12 protein-coding genes, 1 other RNA gene and 3 pseudogenes are annotated in these 18,405 nt (G+C 56.0%); 7 read left to right on the top strand and 9 right to left on the bottom strand.

The features are described from left to right. Positions 1 to 13 precede the first annotated feature (13 nt). The 5 genes and pseudogenes from LJU32_08325 to LJU32_08305 all read left to right on the top strand — a co-directional run bounded on the left by LJU32_08325 (position 14) and on the right by LJU32_08305 (position 4,422). Positions 14 to 292, top strand: coding sequence for a hypothetical protein (locus LJU32_08325; protein ID WKV91063.1), 279 nt, complete (start codon positions 14 to 16; stop codon positions 290 to 292). A gap of 98 nt (positions 293 to 390) precedes the next feature. Next, positions 391 to 777: a transfer-messenger RNA gene (ssrA, locus tag LJU32_08320) on the top strand. Positions 778 to 963: 186 nt separating this feature from the next. Beyond that, a pseudogene (locus LJU32_08315) lies at positions 964 to 2,219 on the top strand (tyrosine-type recombinase/integrase). A gap of 950 nt (positions 2,220 to 3,169) precedes the next feature. After that, complete coding sequence (locus LJU32_08310) at positions 3,170 to 4,150, top strand: integrase domain-containing protein (protein ID WKV90208.1); 981 nt, start codon at positions 3,170 to 3,172, stop codon at positions 4,148 to 4,150. Next, the gene (locus LJU32_08305; GenBank protein WKV90207.1) at positions 4,147 to 4,422 is read left to right on the top strand and encodes a hypothetical protein; all 276 of its coding nucleotides are present in this window, start codon (positions 4,147 to 4,149) and stop codon (positions 4,420 to 4,422) included. Before LJU32_08310 ends, LJU32_08305 begins: the two co-directional genes overlap by 4 nt. A gap of 327 nt (positions 4,423 to 4,749) precedes the next feature. Here LJU32_08305 and LJU32_08300 read toward each other — a convergent pair whose 3' ends face one another. The 9 genes and pseudogenes from LJU32_08300 to LJU32_08260 all read right to left on the bottom strand — a co-directional run bounded on the left by LJU32_08300 (position 4,750) and on the right by LJU32_08260 (position 13,503). Further along, the gene (locus LJU32_08300) at positions 4,750 to 5,190 is read right to left on the bottom strand and encodes a hypothetical protein (protein WKV90206.1); all 441 of its coding nucleotides are present in this window, start codon (positions 5,188 to 5,190) and stop codon (positions 4,750 to 4,752) included. A gap of 133 nt (positions 5,191 to 5,323) precedes the next feature. Beyond that, positions 5,324 to 6,397: a patatin-like phospholipase family protein gene (locus LJU32_08295; protein WKV90205.1), complete on the bottom strand. Its 1,074-nt coding sequence runs from the start codon at positions 6,395 to 6,397 to the stop codon at positions 5,324 to 5,326. A gap of 11 nt (positions 6,398 to 6,408) precedes the next feature. Then, positions 6,409 to 7,325, bottom strand: a pseudogene (locus tag LJU32_08290) (YjcZ-like family protein). Beyond that, positions 7,322 to 9,835: a dynamin family protein gene (locus tag LJU32_08285; protein WKV90204.1), complete on the bottom strand. Its 2,514-nt coding sequence runs from the start codon at positions 9,833 to 9,835 to the stop codon at positions 7,322 to 7,324. The pseudogene LJU32_08290 and the gene LJU32_08285 overlap by 4 nt, the downstream one beginning before the upstream one ends. Positions 9,836 to 9,874: 39 nt before the next feature. After that, entirely contained in the window at positions 9,875 to 10,402 is a 528-nt protein-coding gene (locus LJU32_08280; GenBank protein WKV90203.1) for a hypothetical protein, read from the bottom strand. Between the two features lie 10 nt (positions 10,403 to 10,412). Further along, positions 10,413 to 11,189, bottom strand: coding sequence for a hypothetical protein (locus LJU32_08275; GenBank protein WKV90202.1), 777 nt, complete (start codon positions 11,187 to 11,189; stop codon positions 10,413 to 10,415). A gap of 233 nt (positions 11,190 to 11,422) precedes the next feature. Next, a complete protein-coding gene (locus LJU32_08270) occupies positions 11,423 to 11,710 on the bottom strand; it encodes a hypothetical protein (GenBank protein ID WKV90201.1) in 288 nt (95 codons plus the stop codon). 475 nt (positions 11,711 to 12,185) lie between these two features. Further along, the gene (locus LJU32_08265; protein ID WKV90200.1) at positions 12,186 to 13,238 is read right to left on the bottom strand and encodes an ADP-ribosylglycohydrolase family protein; all 1,053 of its coding nucleotides are present in this window, start codon (positions 13,236 to 13,238) and stop codon (positions 12,186 to 12,188) included. Positions 13,239 to 13,248: 10 nt separating this feature from the next. Continuing rightward, the gene (locus tag LJU32_08260; protein ID WKV90199.1) at positions 13,249 to 13,503 is read right to left on the bottom strand and encodes a hypothetical protein; all 255 of its coding nucleotides are present in this window, start codon (positions 13,501 to 13,503) and stop codon (positions 13,249 to 13,251) included. Positions 13,504 to 13,622: 119 nt separating this feature from the next. Between LJU32_08260 and LJU32_08255 the strand changes: the two are divergent. Further along, positions 13,623 to 14,494: pseudogene (locus tag LJU32_08255) on the top strand (WYL domain-containing protein). A 406-nt stretch (positions 14,495 to 14,900) separates the two neighbouring features. Next, complete coding sequence (hsdR, locus tag LJU32_08250) at positions 14,901 to 18,374, top strand: type I restriction-modification system endonuclease (GenBank protein ID WKV90198.1); 3,474 nt, start codon at positions 14,901 to 14,903, stop codon at positions 18,372 to 18,374. Positions 18,375 to 18,405: the final 31 nt, after the last annotated feature.

Raw genomic sequence — 18,405 nt, 5'->3', positions numbered from 1 at the left:
CAAGGAGACACACATGAAGCGTTCTGTACTGTTAGGTCTGTTCGTTACTGCCTCGATGATGGCGTCCACTTCGTTCGCCGCAGACAAGCCTGCCGATCTGTGCGATGCCAATATTCAAACCATCAATGGTATGAAAGCTCAGCTGTCAGCGAAGCCAGAACTGAGCCAGCGTGCCGAAACCAGCGTGAGCAAGGCCCAAGCGCTGAAAGCCGAAGGCAAAATTGACGACTGCGTTGCCGAAACCTCGCAAACCATCGTTGAGCTACGTAAAAACACCGGCACCAACAACTGATCCAGACTGACGGGCCAACCTGCGGGTTGGCCTCGTCGGCGGATTGACGTACACTGTGCACGCTTGTTGCCCGATCAGATTCACCGGGCAATGAGTTCGGGGCCGTTTAGGATTCGACGCCGGTTGCGAAACTCTAGGTGCATGCCGACTTGGTAACAGAAGTCGTAAATCCACTGTTGCAACTACTTATAGTTGCCAATGACGACCAATACGGTGTTGCTCTCGCTGCTTAATTGCAGCTGACAATGCTCCTGGTACCTTCGGGTCCAGCAATCATCAGGGGATGTCTGTAAACCCGAAATGATTGTCATATAGAACAGAATCGCCGTGCAGTACGTTGTGGACGAAGCGGCTAAAACTTACACAACTCGCCCAAAGCACCCTGCCCGTCGGGTCGCTGAGGGTTAACTTAATAGACAAGGCTACGCATGTAGTACCGACAGCGGAGTACTGGCGGACGGGGTTCAAATCCCCCGGCTCCACCACTTCATCATCTAAAGACGTCCATGGACGTCTTTTTTGTGCCTGCGACCCAGCAAATACGCGGCCTCCAGCGCTTTTGCGGTCTTTTGAAAGTTTTTGAGTTCCAGCCGTTCGGGTATTCCAGGCGGTATTCCAGTCCACCCGGTGCTAATCTTTGGAATACCGAATCAGTGCTTGAGGACAATCTCATGCCTGCTCAAAACCTCCGCCTCTCCGATCGACAGCTCAAGGGAGTCAAACCCGCGTCCAAGGATTATGTCCTCACTGACGGTGATGGTTTGCAGCTTCGAGTACGCAGCAATGGCTCGTTGCTGTGGAATTTCAACTACCGCGAGCCGGTTACCAAGAAGCGCATCAACATCGGCTTCGGGACCTATCCCGAACTGTCACTGGCGAACGCACGAAAGAAGGCAGTCGAAGCGCGCGAGCTGCTCGCCCAAGGCATCGATCCGAAGGTGCAGCGCAATACGTTGAATGAAGCCAAACGGGCAGAAACGGAACATACCTTCGAGAATGTGGCCACCGCTTGGTTCGAGCTCAAAAAGACTCGGTGACCCCGGCCTACGCCGAGGACATTTGGCGGTCGCTCACGCTGCATGTATTCCCTGACTTGAAAACGACACCACTCGCAAAAATCACCGCGCCGATGGTGATCGCATTGCTTCGTCCAATCGAAGCGAAAGGCAGCCTGGAGACGGTCAAGCGCCTTAGCCAGCGGCTAAACGAGATCATGACCTACGGCGTAAATTCCGGCCTGATCTTCGCCAACCCGCTCACCGGCATCAGGGCAGTATTCAAGAAGCCCAAGAAAGAGAACATGGCTGCGCTTCCGCCCGAAGAACTCCCCGAGCTCATGCTGGAGATCGCGAACGCCAGTATCAAACGCACCACCCGCTGCCTGATCGAATGGCAGTTGCACACGATGACTCGCCCCGCCGAGGCGGCGACTACTCGCTGGGCAGACATCGACTTTGAAAGGCGCGTTTGGACTATCCCTGCGGAGCGGATGAAGAAGCGCCGCCCACACAGCATTCCTTTGAGTGATCACGCTGTCGCGTTGTTGGAGTCACTGAAGACCCACAGCGGCCATCGCGAATACGTCTTCCCGGCCGATAGAAATCCGCGCACCCACGCCAATAGCCAGACCGCGAACATGGCGTTGAAACGCATGGGCTTCCAGGATCGCTTGGTCAGCCACGGCATGCGCTCGATGGCCAGCACCATCTTGAATGAGCATGGGTGGGATCCGGAGCTCATTGAAGTCGCACTGGCTCACGTAGATAAGGATGAGGTGCGCAGCGCCTACAACCGCGCCGACTACATTGAGCGCCGGCGTCCGATGATGGCCTGGTGGAGTGAGTACATCCAGAAAGCCGCGACCGGCAGCCTGCTCGCCTCAGCATACGGCCAAATCAGAGACAAGAACGTGGTACCGATACGCTAGCGCTATGCAGGCGCAATAACGGCAGCAACAACAACTGAGCGTTCAAGATTCAGGGCGAGCAGCCTCGCTCATCCGCTTCTCAGCGCGGGTCCATCCAAACAGGGCTGCAAAGCCGCCCTGTTTGGATGGACCTCACTTTGAAGGGCTAAAAGCGACCACTTTGTCCAGGATTTACCACGGAATTCCACCGGTGGATAACCGTTGTTCAAGTCCAAAGTGGCGCTGAATTTCGAACCTTGACCGGGTTTATCCACAGGCGTAGAACTGGCCGTGCAAGAGCTGTCGATGACAGCAACCCAGGTGGCCCGAACCTTGAAGGCCACACCGCTCCCGCGGTGGTTCCCCCAAAAGGCGATTCGCGTCCGGCAGCTCGCCCGGTCACCTCCCCGGTGATGGATGCCTACTTCAGATCATGGCCCTCGTGCGCCAGACAACACTTTCTACTTCGCTGCTCTGCAGCAACCTATCCGCTTGGCCGAATCTTGCGCCAACCTGTGCCCGTCTCTTTCTCCTGGAAAGAGACGGGCGCTCCTACCACTGCTGCAGCCCTCATCTCACTTGGCTTTGCGGCAACTCCCTCGTGACAATTGGCGTGACAAACGCCGATGTCACCAGCAACAGCGTTGTAGATGATGGTGCCGCAGACCACGGAATGGACTGCACCTGACTGACAGTCAGGCATGCCCCGGTCATCGCATTGCTGCGTTCACCCGGCTCAGGATCTTCAGGCGCTGGTTTAGTCAGCCAGCACTGCCTCCACCCGCCCACCGGTAACGGTGTTAAGGAGGCCAGATCATGAGATGCCCTTGCTCCCGGTTGTAAGGAGCCGTCAGTCCCGCGTAGTGGACATTCCCCACAGGTCGCAGGGGCCTTGATCCCTGATAACACTCAGCATTCTTGGCGGGATGACGTGGGGCGAGGATCGGAGATCGAAAGATGAGGTGAGCGACATGGCACTGGTGGGTAAGCGCGATGGCCGCAATTTCGGTTATGGCAGGCAATTGAGTTACGCAGGGCCGCAGGCGCTGAAAGACATGTTCGGCGGCGGTCATTACGGCACGGTCAAGGCGCACTGTGATCGGTGGCAGGCATTCGTCAAATGGTGCCGTTCCGAACTAGGGCCCTGTATCAATGATGCACGGCAGATTGATCGGAAGGTGTTGGCCGACTATGCGGCGTACCTGCGCGACGTTGTAGCGCACGGTGACCTCGCCATCAGCACTGCACAAAACCGGCTATCCAGCGTTAACAGGACCATGGCAGCGCTTCGCGGTGATCAGTGCGTGAAATTGCCAAGCCCGAGTAAGGCGTTGGGTATGCAGCGCACCGGAGTTCGCCAGTCGGTGCCTCAGGGCCAAGACCGCGAACAGATTAAGCAGATCGTCGATGCACTTTGCAGTCGTGACCAGAGACGGGCCGCCGCGATCATTCTCTTGGCGCGAGCCACCGGCATGCGCTTGCGTGAGGCTATCTTGGCCGACCTGCCACGGCTAAGTCGTGAGGCTAACGACCTAGGCAGGATCAATATTCAGGATGGCACCAAAGGCGGCCGCGCCGGTGCGTCGGCACCCCGTTGGATTGCGGTGGACGACCATGTTCACGAGGCGCTTGGGTTTGCACAGCAGGTGTCGCCTGTGGGTAGCCGCAACCTGATTGCTCCATACGAAAGCTACCTTAGTGTGCTGCAGGAAACCATCCGCCCAGCACGGGACATCCTGCATGTACACAACCTGAAAGGCTTCCATGAGCTAAGAGCGGCGTACGCTTGTGAGCGCTATGAGCAAATCACCCAACACCGCGCACCTATCAACGGTGGCCCATGTTGCGAGATAGATAAGACCCTTGATCGTGAGGCTCGCAGGCAAATCAGCTATGAGCTTGGGCACGGTCGGATCGATGTGGTCGCTGCCTACATTGGAGGTCGTAGATGAGTAAGCAATTCGATATGGAGCTGTTCTTGGCTGCGGTGCTGACGGGGTCGTACGCAACTCGGCAGCGCCATTTACGACAAGCGAAGCTCATCCAAGCTGAGATATCTGAACGCTGGCGGCTAGAAAAACCTTGGGCTTGGCAGAAAAAGCACATGGCTTGGTTTCTTGAGCATCGCCTAAAACTACGCAGCGAGGCAACGCGATATCACTATTTGCTGACCGTGCGGCTTCTCGCTCGTCGTTTACAAAAAACATGGGCTTTCAATCTCTGAGTACGCCTCTAGGGGTCATCAAGCCCTTCAGTGGACATCGGGATTATTTCTTCCCTGCTGACAGCCCCCGAACTCGCTAATCGGTCATTTAGCGTTGCACTCGTCCGCGTGAAGTACTACTACCGGCTGACTGCCCTCCTGATTTCAAAGAAAATGGGGAGGGACTGGGCTCCGGTTGCACTTGGGCAAGCGAAGTCGCAAAGCATCGGTTTGAACGTCTTAGGCCCGTGCTGACATCGTGATCGTTGAGGACCGACGGGTACGAGGGATGACAAAACATTTCTCCCTCGTACCCGTCGGTACCGTGGCAGGCCAAGGGCTTAAGCGCTAAACCCTCAACTCTTCCAGAATGGTTCTCTGGTATACATCGTACATGGGCGAGCTTTTCATCGGCTGTACCGACCAATGAAAGCGCATGCCACGGCCAATCATGATGGCGCTGCGAATTTCGTCGATCGGGCCAAATGCATGGCTGGCTTTCTGAAACTCCATTTGCTTGTTTCGCAAAGGCGCCGAGCCATAGATGTCTCGAAATTCATGTATCAACATCGCTTCGAACTCGGAGTAAACCTTGGAGGCATTCCTCGCCCTTGGGAAGCAATAAGCAATGAGAAATTCGTAGTCGCCCTGCAAATCGGCCAGCTCAAGCAACCAGTTCTTGTGCTGCGTGATCCGTTGCTCGAAATTACCTTCGCCGATGTAAACCGTGGGTGAGATGCCTTTGGGATACTGGATCGCGAACAGACCATTGAGCCTGATCACATACACGCATCGCTCCAGGTCCTGTAGCTTCACCCTCTACTTTGCAACTCTGGCCAAACATACTTACCCCACGTCTGATTGCAGTTCCAGTGAAGCCAATCCCATTCGATGTGCACATTCGCCATTGCCCTGGTTCCTTTCAAGACTTTTTAGTCAGGCGCGCCATCGCGTCAGCCAGCACGCTGTCGGCTCTAGCCGACTCCACGCTCATTCCTGCAAGAGCGGCCTCCGACGCTCGTAGATCATTACGACTCTTCTGCACCTCCATGACGCGCCCAACGCAATGCAGGGTGTCCCGATAACCCTGCTCGATCCAGGTGGGAATCTTATCGACATCAAAACCCAGCAAGTCCTGAGCCCCGCTCATGAGGCCAGTAGCTCGGCTCAGGCTTTGCTGGGGACGAATTTCCAGAATGGTCGCATCCGGGAATCGTTGGCGACTCCAAGGCGATCCATCACTCAGGTGAGTGACGATCACCAGGTTGCAGCCAGCTTCCAGCAATGGGGTGATTGGCGTATTACCCTGCATCGTATGCCAGCCACCTTGGCCGCCGTCCGAGTAGCGTCGCTCACCGTGTTTGCGGGAAGCGAACAATAGCGGGATCGCCGCCGAAGCCAGCAACGCCTGTTTGCGTTGGTCTTCCTTGAGGGACTGTATATGCACGAATTCCGAATCAGGTGTATTGCCCAGCCCGACCTCGGCCATGAATGCTGACGCCAAGTCCTGAAGCCCGCCGTTGCTGCGATACAACGACACATAGAGCGGCATCCCTGTCGCCAACTGCTGGCTGTCGAGAAATTCATCCATTAGCTGCTTCAACGGCTGGTCGTCCAACAAGCCTTCGTCCAGCCCATCAAGCCAGCTCGGCAGTTCGTAATCGAACGCCCCGGCTATTTTCTTTACGGCGTGAACAAGCGCCAGCACAGCGCCTGCACCCTGAACCCGCAGGCCCGCTGCAGCCAGCAGCGCAAGATACCCAGGAGCTTTCATGCTCAACGGGGATTCATTGGCCAATCGTTCCCAAACGGCCTCAAGGCGCTCGATAGCCACATCTAGTGATGGAGAAGAAGCCAGAACGCCGCCATTGAGGGCGCCAATACTGGCTCCGGAGACCACATCAATACGGGTGCCGAGCTCACGCAAGGCTCTGAGCACACCGACCTGATAGGCCCCCTTGGCCCCACCACCGGAAAGCACCAACCCGACTTTCATGGGCGCACTCATCATGAAGCCTCCAGAAACAGTTCACTAATCATGGCTTCCGTCACGCGAGGGGCGCCAATGATGCGTGGCAGATGCACAGGCAACTCTTCCGGCGTCTGCGAGGCCGCAAATGCGAACGGTGTGGAATGAGGATCCGTCCAGTCCCCCAGATAACGGATAGCATCTTCGCCATCAGCAGACACGACACCGCCAACAGGACGAGCCAGCCACCGGTCGCGAGTCGCGATACGTTCGCCCTGACTGATTCCTGCATCCTTGTTCATCTGAATGATTGCCCGATTGGCCAGACGCTCAAGCTGCTTTTGCCGTTCGTGCCCGGACACTGTCTGGCAATAGTCGCCAAACGCCCCCAGCGCAGTTCTTCGAGCGCTGCATAGCAGCGTCCGGACAGCGTGAACGTATTGAACCGCCCAGCTCCCCACTTACCGAAAACGTCGTCCAGGTGCAGGTGCGCCTGCTGTAGCCGGTCAATCCTCGCGACATTGCGATCCAGCTCATCACAACGTTCATCCAGGCGTTGCGAAAGCAGATCAATGGCCTGACGGCTCTCTATCGAAAAGTCGACGAGGGTGGCGACGTCATGCTTGAGGGCGTTGACCCGGGCGTTGACTTGAACAATCGCATGGTTGCTTTTTGCCAGCGACTCGCTCAAATCTTTTAACCAGTTCAACGCACCTTCCACACCATCGGTGAGGCTTGCGTTAATCTCAGCCTGATTGCGATCACCCTGACCGGTAAAGCCGTCGTAAAGGCGAGCGAAAAATCCATCCCGCTTTGCCATGTAACGCTGACGTTCACGCGCGACATCAATGCCGTTGGCAAAATCCACCACGAACTTTTCGGGCAGACACGTCAGTATCTGGCAAATTTCGGCGTCGGGCGCTACTGCCGCGCTCTCACTCCTACTGTCAGTCATGCGCTTACTCCTGCGCCCGTGAGAGGTACATCACGCTTGAGTGCCTCACTGTCTTGCTGAATACCGGGAACATGGCGTTTGAAGCCTGCCAGCAGTTCACCCAGTCTTTGCTGCTGCCCTTGATCGGACTGTTTGTCGCGAATACTTTGATTCAGGTCGCTGCGAATAGACTCGACGGTCAGCCTGAGTTCATCAAAGAAGCTGTCAACGCTGGCTTCGAGTGGCTTGGCGATGGTCTCGACCGTGGCACTCGCCAAACCAGCGAACACATCGGCGACGCACTTTTCGATGGAGGCCTTCACCTTATTGACGTCGATTTCAAAGTATTCCTCTCTTGACGAGTAGGTTTCCCAACCCCAGTCATCCGTATCAAAGAAGCTGCAAATTCCACCCCACAAGCCACTGGCTCGACGCCGACGGGTCACACTCCGCTGCTTGTTTTCGATAACCTCACCCAAAAGCTCTCCACTGGACGGGCGCATTGAAAGTGCTGGCATGGGCGGTAGTTTGATTGCAATGGAAAAGCCACTGCGGTTCAGACGCTGGTTGAGATCATTGATGATCTCACTGGCCTGAGTTGAAATGCCTTGCTCGAACAAGGCATGAAAATCTCTCAGAATGAGCTCAGTCTCCGCGACTAAACGCCTTTCATTGAGCGTGATTATTTCCCGGACGCCGTTTTCAATACCTTGCGTAATCTCTTTAGCCTTTTCCCGGTCGCTGAGTTTGATGACAGGCGTGTCTTCATCAAATTCATAGCCGTAGGTCGTACGCCGTCTCTGCAACCTCCGTGGGCTACCCGCGCCAGTAAGTATCGAGAACAGCCCGGTCAGTGACTCTCTTTTGCGCTCCTGAGTCTGTTGCTCTTCGGTTTCCTTGCCAGCTTTGAATCCCTCTTGAATTTGGGCGCTGATGGCGGCACGAATATCAGAAAAGACCTTGTCCATTTTTCCATCAATGGCTTGCAAGGCACGCTCAGCATCCTTTCGCGTCTTGGCCTCCAGGCCGCTGATACGCTCTATGTCATTGCGCAGGGAATTGATCTGCTCGCTCAACTCTTCGACGTCCTTTCCCAGCGCGGCCTCTCGAACAGAGAGAAAGTTGTTCAATCTGGTCGCGATGTCAGCGAGCTTGGCGGCAGCAGAAGCCACGGCGAGTGTCGCCGCGCCGGAGTGGGCTTTGCGAATGATCTGATCCAGAGGGCCCGCGAACAACGATGCATCCCAGAGTGCGTTGGCCGCTTTTTTCACGGTTTCCGGATCAGTCACCATGCTCGTCCAAAACATGCCGAACGCTGCTTTACCGAAGTCCGCTACCCAGGCGTTCTGCTCGCCAACAATCGTCGGCAAGCGGCCATTGAGTGCCAGCTCGCGTCGTGCACGGTTGGCAAGATCGCCGAGTTTTGACGACACGGGGAATACCTGAGAATGCTGTAGCCGGCCCTCCAGCAATGAATCAGCAACAAGGCGTTTGGTCTGCGCCTCATCATCGCTGTTGCGGTCTTTCTCATCGAACTTGTTGACGAGCGCAAACATCCGCCCTTGAGCTACATCAGCGATTCGCTCCAGCTCCTGCCTTACATGCTGATCGGCGTCGGACTTGAGCTGGGTGAAATCCAGAACGGCTAAAACGGCCGAAGCGTTTTTCAGTTGCTCGCCGAGCATTTTGCGAAGATGCTGCTGGCCAGCCTCATTCGGGCCGGGCGTGTCGAGCAATGTCAGACGCCCCAAACTTTCTGGCGTTGCGGCCAAATGGGAAAACTCGACTTCAATAGCAGGGATTTCGTGTATTTCGTCATAGCTATCAAATGGGAAGTCCACGCCCAACTCGAGCGCCACGCGCACCAGATCATTCAAGCTTCTGAGAAACCAGAAAATGGCCTCAGGCCCCTGATAGCAGTTATCGAACCGCCCATTCTCCTCAATTAGCCGCAGCAGAGACTGCATATCCTTGTCATCAATCAGCTCGTACGGCAATTGCTGCCCGGCGGGGCCACGCAACAGCTCATGCAGCTCAGCGACCACACGGTTGATCGGGCCGTTGTTTTCCAAACGCAAAATGGGTTCGGCTTGACCGGGTGTATGACGGATCAGCGTCGGCAGAGCGGTCATCGGACGATTTCGATTAGGCAGCACCTCTGTGCCGACAATGGCGTTAATCGTGGTCGACTTGCCTGCCTTCATCGTCCCGACAACGGCCAGCACCATCTCCAGACGCTGAAGCTTGTCTGCTTCGCCCCGGAGCATTTCCAGATCTTTCTGGATACTGGCCTGGGTAAAGGTTTGGTGCTCATGGCCATGCTCGTCGACCACTACCCCGTCTGCGCCCTTCATTCGTTGCAACAGATCGATTTCCACTTCAAGCAAACGAAGGGATTCTTCCCGCAGCAGTTCGATATTTTGCTCGTACATCTGATCTCCTTGAAAATTAGCGGCCCGGATTGTGGCCCTTGAATCTGCCAATGCTTTATCCACAGCTGCTGCCAATGCATCACTTGACGAACGGAACATGGCTAACACCTCAGGAACTTCAAAACTCACTGCGCGCTATTAGCGGACGTCATACCCCAACATGAACAGCGAACGCTCCAACATGCCTAATGTCACGGTGTAGCCTTGAGTACCCAGTATTTCTCGCGTAGCCCCCAGCAGGCGACTGCTCATCCGCACAAGTTCAGCCCACTCCCTGTTGCGTGCAGGAAGTTCACTGGAGGCGGTATAGAGATTCGTAAAAATGAGGCGATCTTTCGAAGGATTTCTCGTTTCATCCTTTTGGTTCTTGGTCTTGGTATTCGGGCCCCAGCGAAATGCCAAGTCCGCAGGAACTGTGCGTTCAACGTTTGCCATGAGCCAACTGCGCGTCAACAACCCCAATGCGGCACCCACACGACCGTCATAAATGATTAAGCTGTCCGGCGCCGCGGCGGAATAGATCTTGGTCATCGCCGAATTCATCAACAATGTTTCTCCGTTGAAGTCTTTCAGTGGCTCTGCGGATCGAGGGTTAAGCAACTCAACGGATTTCAGGATTGAACGGCACAAGGTTTTGGCTGCCGCTTGTGACTGGACCCACAGCAAAGAAGCATCATCAGCCTTTCGCGCAACGCCCCCAGGCAAAGATCGCCTTGCACGCGACCAACGCAGCAGCATCATCATTGGCGGCCAGGCTCTTGCGCAGCTCAGCTGCGATGCTCGCAAAATCATGCGGTGCTGCTTTTTCAGGCCAGCAATAGTGCTCGTTTGCCTGGCTCAAGCTCTGACACCACCATTCGCTGACGCCGTGCCGAGTTTTCCAGTCTTTCCAGGAATGGTGCCTACTCACCTTGTAACGATGCGAAAACGAACCTGCCGCGCCTGTCCACAACCCGCTCAGATAGTGCGAAAAGTCAAATTGTCGGGCAGTGAGCAAGCCTTTCTCGACCCGTCGTACCGGCGTCGGCAATGAAAGATCATTGGACGCAAGTGGCGTGCCGAGCCAGACGGAATTAGGCGTCGAGGTTCGGATATCGACCAGGCCGAGTGCTTTCAGAATTGGCACCACGTAATTGATATTTCGCGGGCCATACGCCCCGGTCAACGTGACTCTACTGGCAAGGCAGAGCGGGCCGGATAGCGTCGGGTCATTGTTTGACTTGATCAGACACGGATTTTCAATCCCATGGCCGTTTTGGTGGAGGTAATTCAGTGCAGCTTCGAAGGCCGACCTGAGTAGGACGTGGCGTTTGGCGGCTACCAATACAATCACCAGGTCATCGGCGAAATCTTCAACGATGTATTCGCAGCGTTGAGAAGGGGTCCGAAGCCGACCCAGCTCTCCCATGCGCGACCAGGCACGAGATATCGTGTGCACCACCAACTGCGTCATGCTGATTCCTTTCGATTTCAGAGCTACTCGCGACGGACTCGTCCGGCGCTCTCGAGGAAAATGCGCCGCCTTTAAACTCTCAGGCGTAGTAGCACTCCGGTAAACGGCGAGCCGGGCAATGTACACACCTTATGTGCTGATACACCGAAAACCTTTAGGCAGAGCCTTTCTGTCGACATGAATGAATCACCTGCAAACCCATAAAGAGAATCGGGCAAAGCTCGGTGTTCAGCTCAGCCGGCAACAAAAAACCGTTTTGCAATCACAATGATCAATTGCAGGCACACAACGACCCCGGTGAATACCGCAACGCCTTTGGCGACCATGAAGAAGTAGTCTTCAACGCCACGGAACATGGTGCCCAGCACTAGGCCCATGCCGGCGATCAATCCGGCGATCAGTAACAAACCGATATAGGGACGGAGTACGCGGGAACTGGCACCTTGAGCGCCTTTCTCGACAAGGCTGATAACGGCGCCCAGTGCAATCAGGAATACGAAAACACCAACTATTACACCCATCTTTCACCTATATTCGCTCAGACGAAGCCCGCGCAGGATCTGCTCGGGTACAACTCGCCCAAGTCATCATTTGAAAAAGCGTGAAACGTGCAGGCCGATCCACGTCCGGGAGCCAAAGGCATGTGTTCGCCTGTGGTTCCAAGACCATCAATCTGGCATAGGGAAGGATGCCGCAAGCGCTTCCCTGTGCATGAATCACTTCAATCTGCTTTGGCAGCGGCGGTCCGATTATGCCCAGGCAGATACCAAAATGCCATCACACCAGACATCGACCAACGTTCTAACAACGCGGCCAGAGCTCAAGCAGAATCCTCTCTAGTCCGCTGGCCGTACGCATTCTCAGCGCTTCGTTCCCACATTTCGGACACCGCTCGAACCACTCCCCGGCCCCAGGCAATCACTCTTGGGCGCCACTGTCTTTTCCAGCCACAATCACCGCACTCAAAGGTGAATGGATGAGGTCTGATCGGCATATTCAGCTCCCTGGATATTGCATTTCGATGGACTGATCAAACTCTCCCCCATACCCCGAATAATCCCTTGGCACCCTTTCAATATCCTCCGCCACTTTCTCGATCACCCCGCGCAACTCCAATCCATCCAGCCAACGAGCAGGAATCGCTGCCGGTCCGTATTGGATGCCAAGCAAGTGCCCGGCAATTAAGCCAGTGCTGTCGCTGTCGCCACTGTGGTTCACCGCATTGGTCACACCCTGCTCAAAAGATGGCGCCGTCAGTGCGCACCAGATGCCAATCGCCAGGGCTTCTTCCGCAATCCATCCACCGCCAAATTCGTCGATGCGTTCCGGGGTTGGGCGGTAGCCTTCGTAGTAGTAGAAGAGCACGCGTTCAATAAGGGCGCGGGTTTCTTCCATACCAGGTTTGTCGCCGTGTTTGGCCAGGCTTTCGGTGATGGCGTGTTCCAGGCTGTCTTGTCTGTCGGCCATGCGCTGGAGAATGTCGGCGGAAAGGCCGGCTGCCATGTAGCCGGTTGGATGGCCATGGGTCAGGCGACCGGAGTCTGCGGCGTAGTCGAATGCGTTACCGAAGAAGGCGCACGGCGCAACTCGCATGACTGCACCGCAGCCTTTACTGTTGTTTTCGGCCAACTGGCCGAAGTGTCTGCTCGCCTTCAATGCGCTGAGGCAGGTGTTGCTCGGTGCGCGGTGAGACCACAGTGCGCGCTCTTTAACCAGCCAGCCATCGAGACTGACGTGGGTGTTCGGCGAGTAATCCTGGGTCATCAACCAACGCAGCAGCGCATGGTGGATGACACTGGGTACGTGGCAGATGCTCCGCGAGCTGCCGCGCACATAAGCGCGCAGCAGACCTTCGGCGGTGAAGAGCATCATTTGTGTGTCGTCGGTGATGGCGCCGAGTCGGCCAGAGGCCGGTGCGTAGTCGACAATACCTTGCGCGCCGAAGGTGGCGCGGATGGCGTTCCATTCAAGAAACTCAACAGGAGCACCCAATGCGTCACCCACTGCGCCGCCAAGCAGGCAGCCTTTGATCCGTTCGATTCTGTTCATCTGTGTGTCCTTACGAGGCCGGAATCAGCGCTTGCAGCAGGTCCAGCTTTCTCCTGAGTTGCTCGACATGGGCCTTTTCCGCTCGCAACGCCGAACGCAGCTCCTTGTTTTCCGTTTCCTGAATCTGCGCCCAGCGCATCTTGCTCTTGCAGTCGACGATCAACTGCCAGATGTTCTGCAACTTCAGATACTGGACCAGCAGCACCACGGCAATCGCTGCCATCGTCACCATAACCCCTGTCGAAACTGCATCCGACGTTGTCATTTCCACTTCCTTTCGTAAATTCGATTCGTCTCGAAGACGGAGCCAGAATATGTAGTGTTTTCTTACACGTATAGAATGTAGACTTATACAGGTAAACAAATCACGCACATGGAGAGGGCATGAAGCGCACACAAGACATCGAGCAGGTTCGCTGGGATCTGGCACTTCGCTACCGTTTGATCGAAACGGTTGCATGGTGGGAAGGCCGCCTGACCACGGGACACTTGATCCAGAGCTTCGGGATCAGCCGTCAGCAGGCGTCGAAGGACATCAACACCTACATCAACGACCATGCGCCTGAAAATCTTACATATGACAAGAAAGCCAAGGGCTACGTACCCAGCGAAGGCTTCGCTCCGCGTTTCATCGACGACAGTGCCAGCGCCTATTTGCACCTGCTGAACCAGACCCACTCCCGCGCGCCACATGTCGAAGGGCTAGCCCTGGCGTATGCGCATACGAAGGTGCTGGAAGTGCCGGACCGCACGATTCGCGCCGAAGTCCTGCGGCCACTGCTCAAGGCGTGTCGTGATAGTGAAGTGATCGAAGTCGAGTACGTTTCATTGTCCAACCCGACACCGGAAGTCCGTCTCATCGCCCCCACACACTCATCTACACCGGCATGCGCTGGCACGTGCGGGCGTACTGCGAGAAAAACCGCAAGTACCGGGATTTCGTGCTGAGCCGCTTGCGTGGCGAACCCTCCTACGAGCGCAAGACCGAGAATCTGATCGACAAGGACGAGGACTGGAACAGCGAGGTGGCGGTCGTCATCGCACCCGACTCACGCCTTTCGCTCGAACAGAAAGCGATCATCGAAGCCGATTTCGGGATGCAGAATGGTGTACTGGAAATCCCTACCCGCAGGGCACTGGTCAAATACGTGCTACAGCGCTTTCAGATCGACCCGAAAAAACTCGAACCCAAAGCCGCGGCGCAACAGATCGTGGTGAGCAATCTGGATGAGTTGAAGCCTTGGTTGTATGAATAATCCGCCACTGCATTCTCTTAGATCTTCTGGGCATCAATAACTCGGAGCGGCCAATCTGTATCCGGCAACTGGCTGGCGGACGAGGTCCTGAAAAGCCGGCCTCGGTGATGGCTGCATCCAGGCCTCGCAAATGCGAGGCCGTTTATGCGTTGCGTAGCGCCTCCACCCCTTGATTTCAGGCATGCACCATGTGCTTGGCTACGTCTCGCCAGGCGGTTAATACTTCGCAGCTTCTATTACCTCTTTTCCTACCGAGACGGCAGACTCACATAGTCCCCAGCATCTCCCCAGTCGAATGGCACTCTGCCATGGCCAAACCCACACTACCTTGGTTAAGCTAAAGCCATTTACGCACTCGCACTGCAAGACTTGCGCATAGAGTGGCCACGAAACCGAAGGAACGACCATGGCAGCAAGCAGCAACTTTGCCTTTCTCCAAGAACACGATCCCGTGTTTCTTCAACTTGCGCGCACGGCCGAGCAGGCATTCGCCAGCGATCCAAACACCACTCTAATCAAACTGCGCCAGCTCGGCGAAGCTTTGGCCCAGGATCTGGCCAGCCGTGCCGGTATTGAATTCGATGCCCACACTACCCAGTCCGACTTGCTGTACAAACTCAGCCGTGAGATCCAACTGGATCAAAACATTCGTAGTCTGTTCCACACCTTGCGCGTGGAAGGGAACAAAGCCACTCACGAGTTTCGTACGCAGCACCGCGAGGCCATGGATGGGCTGAGGGTGGCGCGTGCCCTGGCCATCTGGTACCACCAGTCATTTGGCAAGAACACCAAATCTTTCAAACCCGGCCCCTTCATCACGCCCAGTGACCCAAGCACTTCGCTACGCGACCTGCAAAGCCAGATTGAACAACTAAAGGCGCAGCTCAGCGAGTCCAGCCAGCAGCTGGAAACCAACCAGCAACTCGGCACGCTGCTCAAGCGCGAAGCAGAGGAATACGCGGTCCTCGCCGAGCAGATGGATGCCGAGTCGCAAAATCACAAGCAGTTGGCAGCAGAGCACGAAGCGGCGTTGATCAAGTTGCGCGCAGAACATGAGCAAAGTCTCAAGGCACTGCAACAGCAACTCGCCGCGCAGCCGCAGGCCAGCAAGCAAGTTGCAGAGAAAACCAAGAAGGCCAGCAGCAAGTTCCAACTGTCGGAGGATCTTACCCGTATCCTCATCGACCAACAGTTGAACGACGCTGGCTGGGAAGCGGACTCCTTAGAGCTCACTTACAGCAAAGGTGCGCGCCCGGAGAAAGGCAAAAACAAGGCTATCGCCGAATGGCCCACCAGTAGCCCGAAAGCCTGCGCCGACTACGTACTGTTCGCCGGCCTGGTACCCGTCGCCATTGTCGAAGCAAAACGTCAAAGCATCAATGTTGCCGACCGGATTACCCAAGCCGAGCGGTACGCCCGCGAATTCAGGCTTTGCGCTGAACATCTGCAGCCTTGGCCATTGGCGGGTCAATCCCAGCCCTGGAATGACGGCAGCAGCGGTCACTTCCAGGTGCCCTTTGCCTTTGCCTGCAATGGTCGCCCCTATATCAAGCAACTTGCAGAACAATCCGGTACCTGGTTCCGCGATTTGCGGAGCCCTGCCAACACCCGACGACCACTGCAAGATTTTCACACGCCTGGTGACCTCCTCGACCTGCTCAAACGCAGCAAGGCAGAGGCTGAGGAAAAGCTGGCAAAGGAAGGCTTTGGCTATCTGAAGTTGCGCGACTACCAGGAAAAAGCCATCAAGGCCGTAGAACAGGCGCTGGCAGGCAATCAGCGCAACTGCCTGCTGGCGATGGCGACAGGCACGGGCAAGACCCGCACCATCATTGGCCTGATGTACCGCTTTCTCAAAGCCGAGCGTTTCAAACGCATTCTGTTCCTGGTCGACCGCAGTGCCCTTGGTCAGCAGGCGATTGATTCATTCAACGACACCACGCTTGAGCAGAATCACACACTGGCCCAGATCTACGACATCAGAGCGCTGGGCGACATGGCTGCCGAAGCGGAAACCCGTGTTCAAGTGGCCACGGTGCAAGCCATGGTCAGCCGTATTTTCCGCTCGGACAACCCACCGCCTGTGGGAGAGTTCGACTGCATCATCGTCGACGAGGCCCACCGAGGGTACACCCTCGACCAGGAGATGACCGAAGGCGAACTGGTTGTGCGCGATGCCAGCCAATACCTCTCGCAGTACCGTCGCGTGCTCGATTATTTCGATGCTTGCCGTATCGGTCTCACCGCTACACCGGCGAAACAGACCAGCGAAATTTTCGGCAAGCCGGTGTTCACTTACAGCTACCGGGAGGCCGTGGCCGACGACTGGCTGATCGACCACGAGCCACCGATCCGCTACGAAACCCAGCTTACCCAGCGTGGCATCCGCTTTGAAAAGGGCGAGTCTGTCAGTGTCATCAATACCCAGACAGGTGAAGTCGATACAGCGGAACTGGACGACGAGCTCAACTTCAATATTGAGTCGTTCAACCGCCGCGTCATTACACCCGCCTTTGACAAGGTCATCTGCGATGAACTGGCCAAGGAACTGGACCCCTTCGGCGAAGAGAAGACCATGATCTTCTGCGTCAGTCAGGCTCACGCGGAGCGCGTGAAAAACCTGCTGGATGATGCCTTCAAGGCCGCTTACGGGGAGCAGTACAACGAAGCAACAGTACGCATCATTACTGGCCAGAGCGACAAGGTCGAGCAACTTATTCGCCGCTACAAGAACGAACCGCACCCAAGTATCGCCATCACCGTTGACCTGCTGACCACCGGCATCGACGTGCCGACCATCTGCAATCTGGTGTTCATGCGCCGCGTGCGCTCGCGCATCCTCTATGAGCAGATGAAAGGCCGAGCTACCCGCCGCTGTGACGAAATAGGTAAAACGGTATTTCGCATCTATGACCCCGTCGACCTCTATGCCAGCCTGGAGGAAGTCGACACCATGAAGCCGTTGGTCAAGAACCCGAATATCTCCCTGGAGCAATTAGTGGGTGAGCTTACCGACGACGCCAGCCACGACGCCCCTGGCAGCCAGGAAGACAGCAGTCACGCCCATGACGTGCTCGACCAATTGAACCAAAGGGTCATGCGCATTCTGCGCAAAGCCGAGCACAAAGCCGAAAGCAACCCGGCCATCAAACAGAAGCTCGACGAGTTGCAGGATGCCTGGGGAGTCGCCCCTGGCAAACTGCACACCCATTTGCATGAGCTCGGACCGCAGCAAGCCGCCCACTTCGTTCGCCAACATAGCCAATTGATCAACCAGTTGGCTGCTGTCAGTGTCCTGCTTGGATCGGAGCGGTATCCGATCATCTCCGCGCACGAAGACGAGCTCGTGGTACGTGAGCAAAACTATGGTAAGTATCAGAAGCCGGCTGACTTTCTGGAAAGCTTCCACCAATTCATCCACAACCAGTTGAACCAGTCCGCCGCGCTAGGCGTAGTGGTCAACCGCCCCAAGGATCTGACTCGCGAACACTTGCGCGAGGTGCGGTTGTTGCTGGATCAGAACGGTTTCAGCGAAGCCAGCTTGAAAAGCGCCTGGCGGAGCCAGACCAACCAAGAAATCGCTGCCAGCATCCTCGGCTATATTCGCCAGGCTGCTATTGGTGAGGCGCTGCTGCCGTTCGATCAACGCGTTGCAGAGGCCATGAAACGCATCTATGTCATGCAGGCTTGGACCCCAGTACAGCGCCGCTGGCTAGATCGCCTTGCCAAACAGCTGGTGCATGAGGTGGTGATAGACCCGCAGCAAGTCAACGACGCATTCCGGACCGATGGTGGGAGCAGAGTCCTGGATCGTTATCTTGGCGGAAAACTGGATGCGGTGCTGGAAACATTGAACGACAATTTGTGGTCTGCGGCATGATCTGACGTACTCACACGAAGATCAGTCAGCA

The sequence above is a fragment of the Pseudomonas sp. B21_DOA genome (genome assembly GCA_030544685.1).
Classification (GTDB): domain Bacteria; phylum Pseudomonadota; class Gammaproteobacteria; order Pseudomonadales; family Pseudomonadaceae; genus Aquipseudomonas; species Aquipseudomonas fluorescens_AO.
This window is presented reverse-complemented; position numbering and strand designations above follow the sequence as displayed.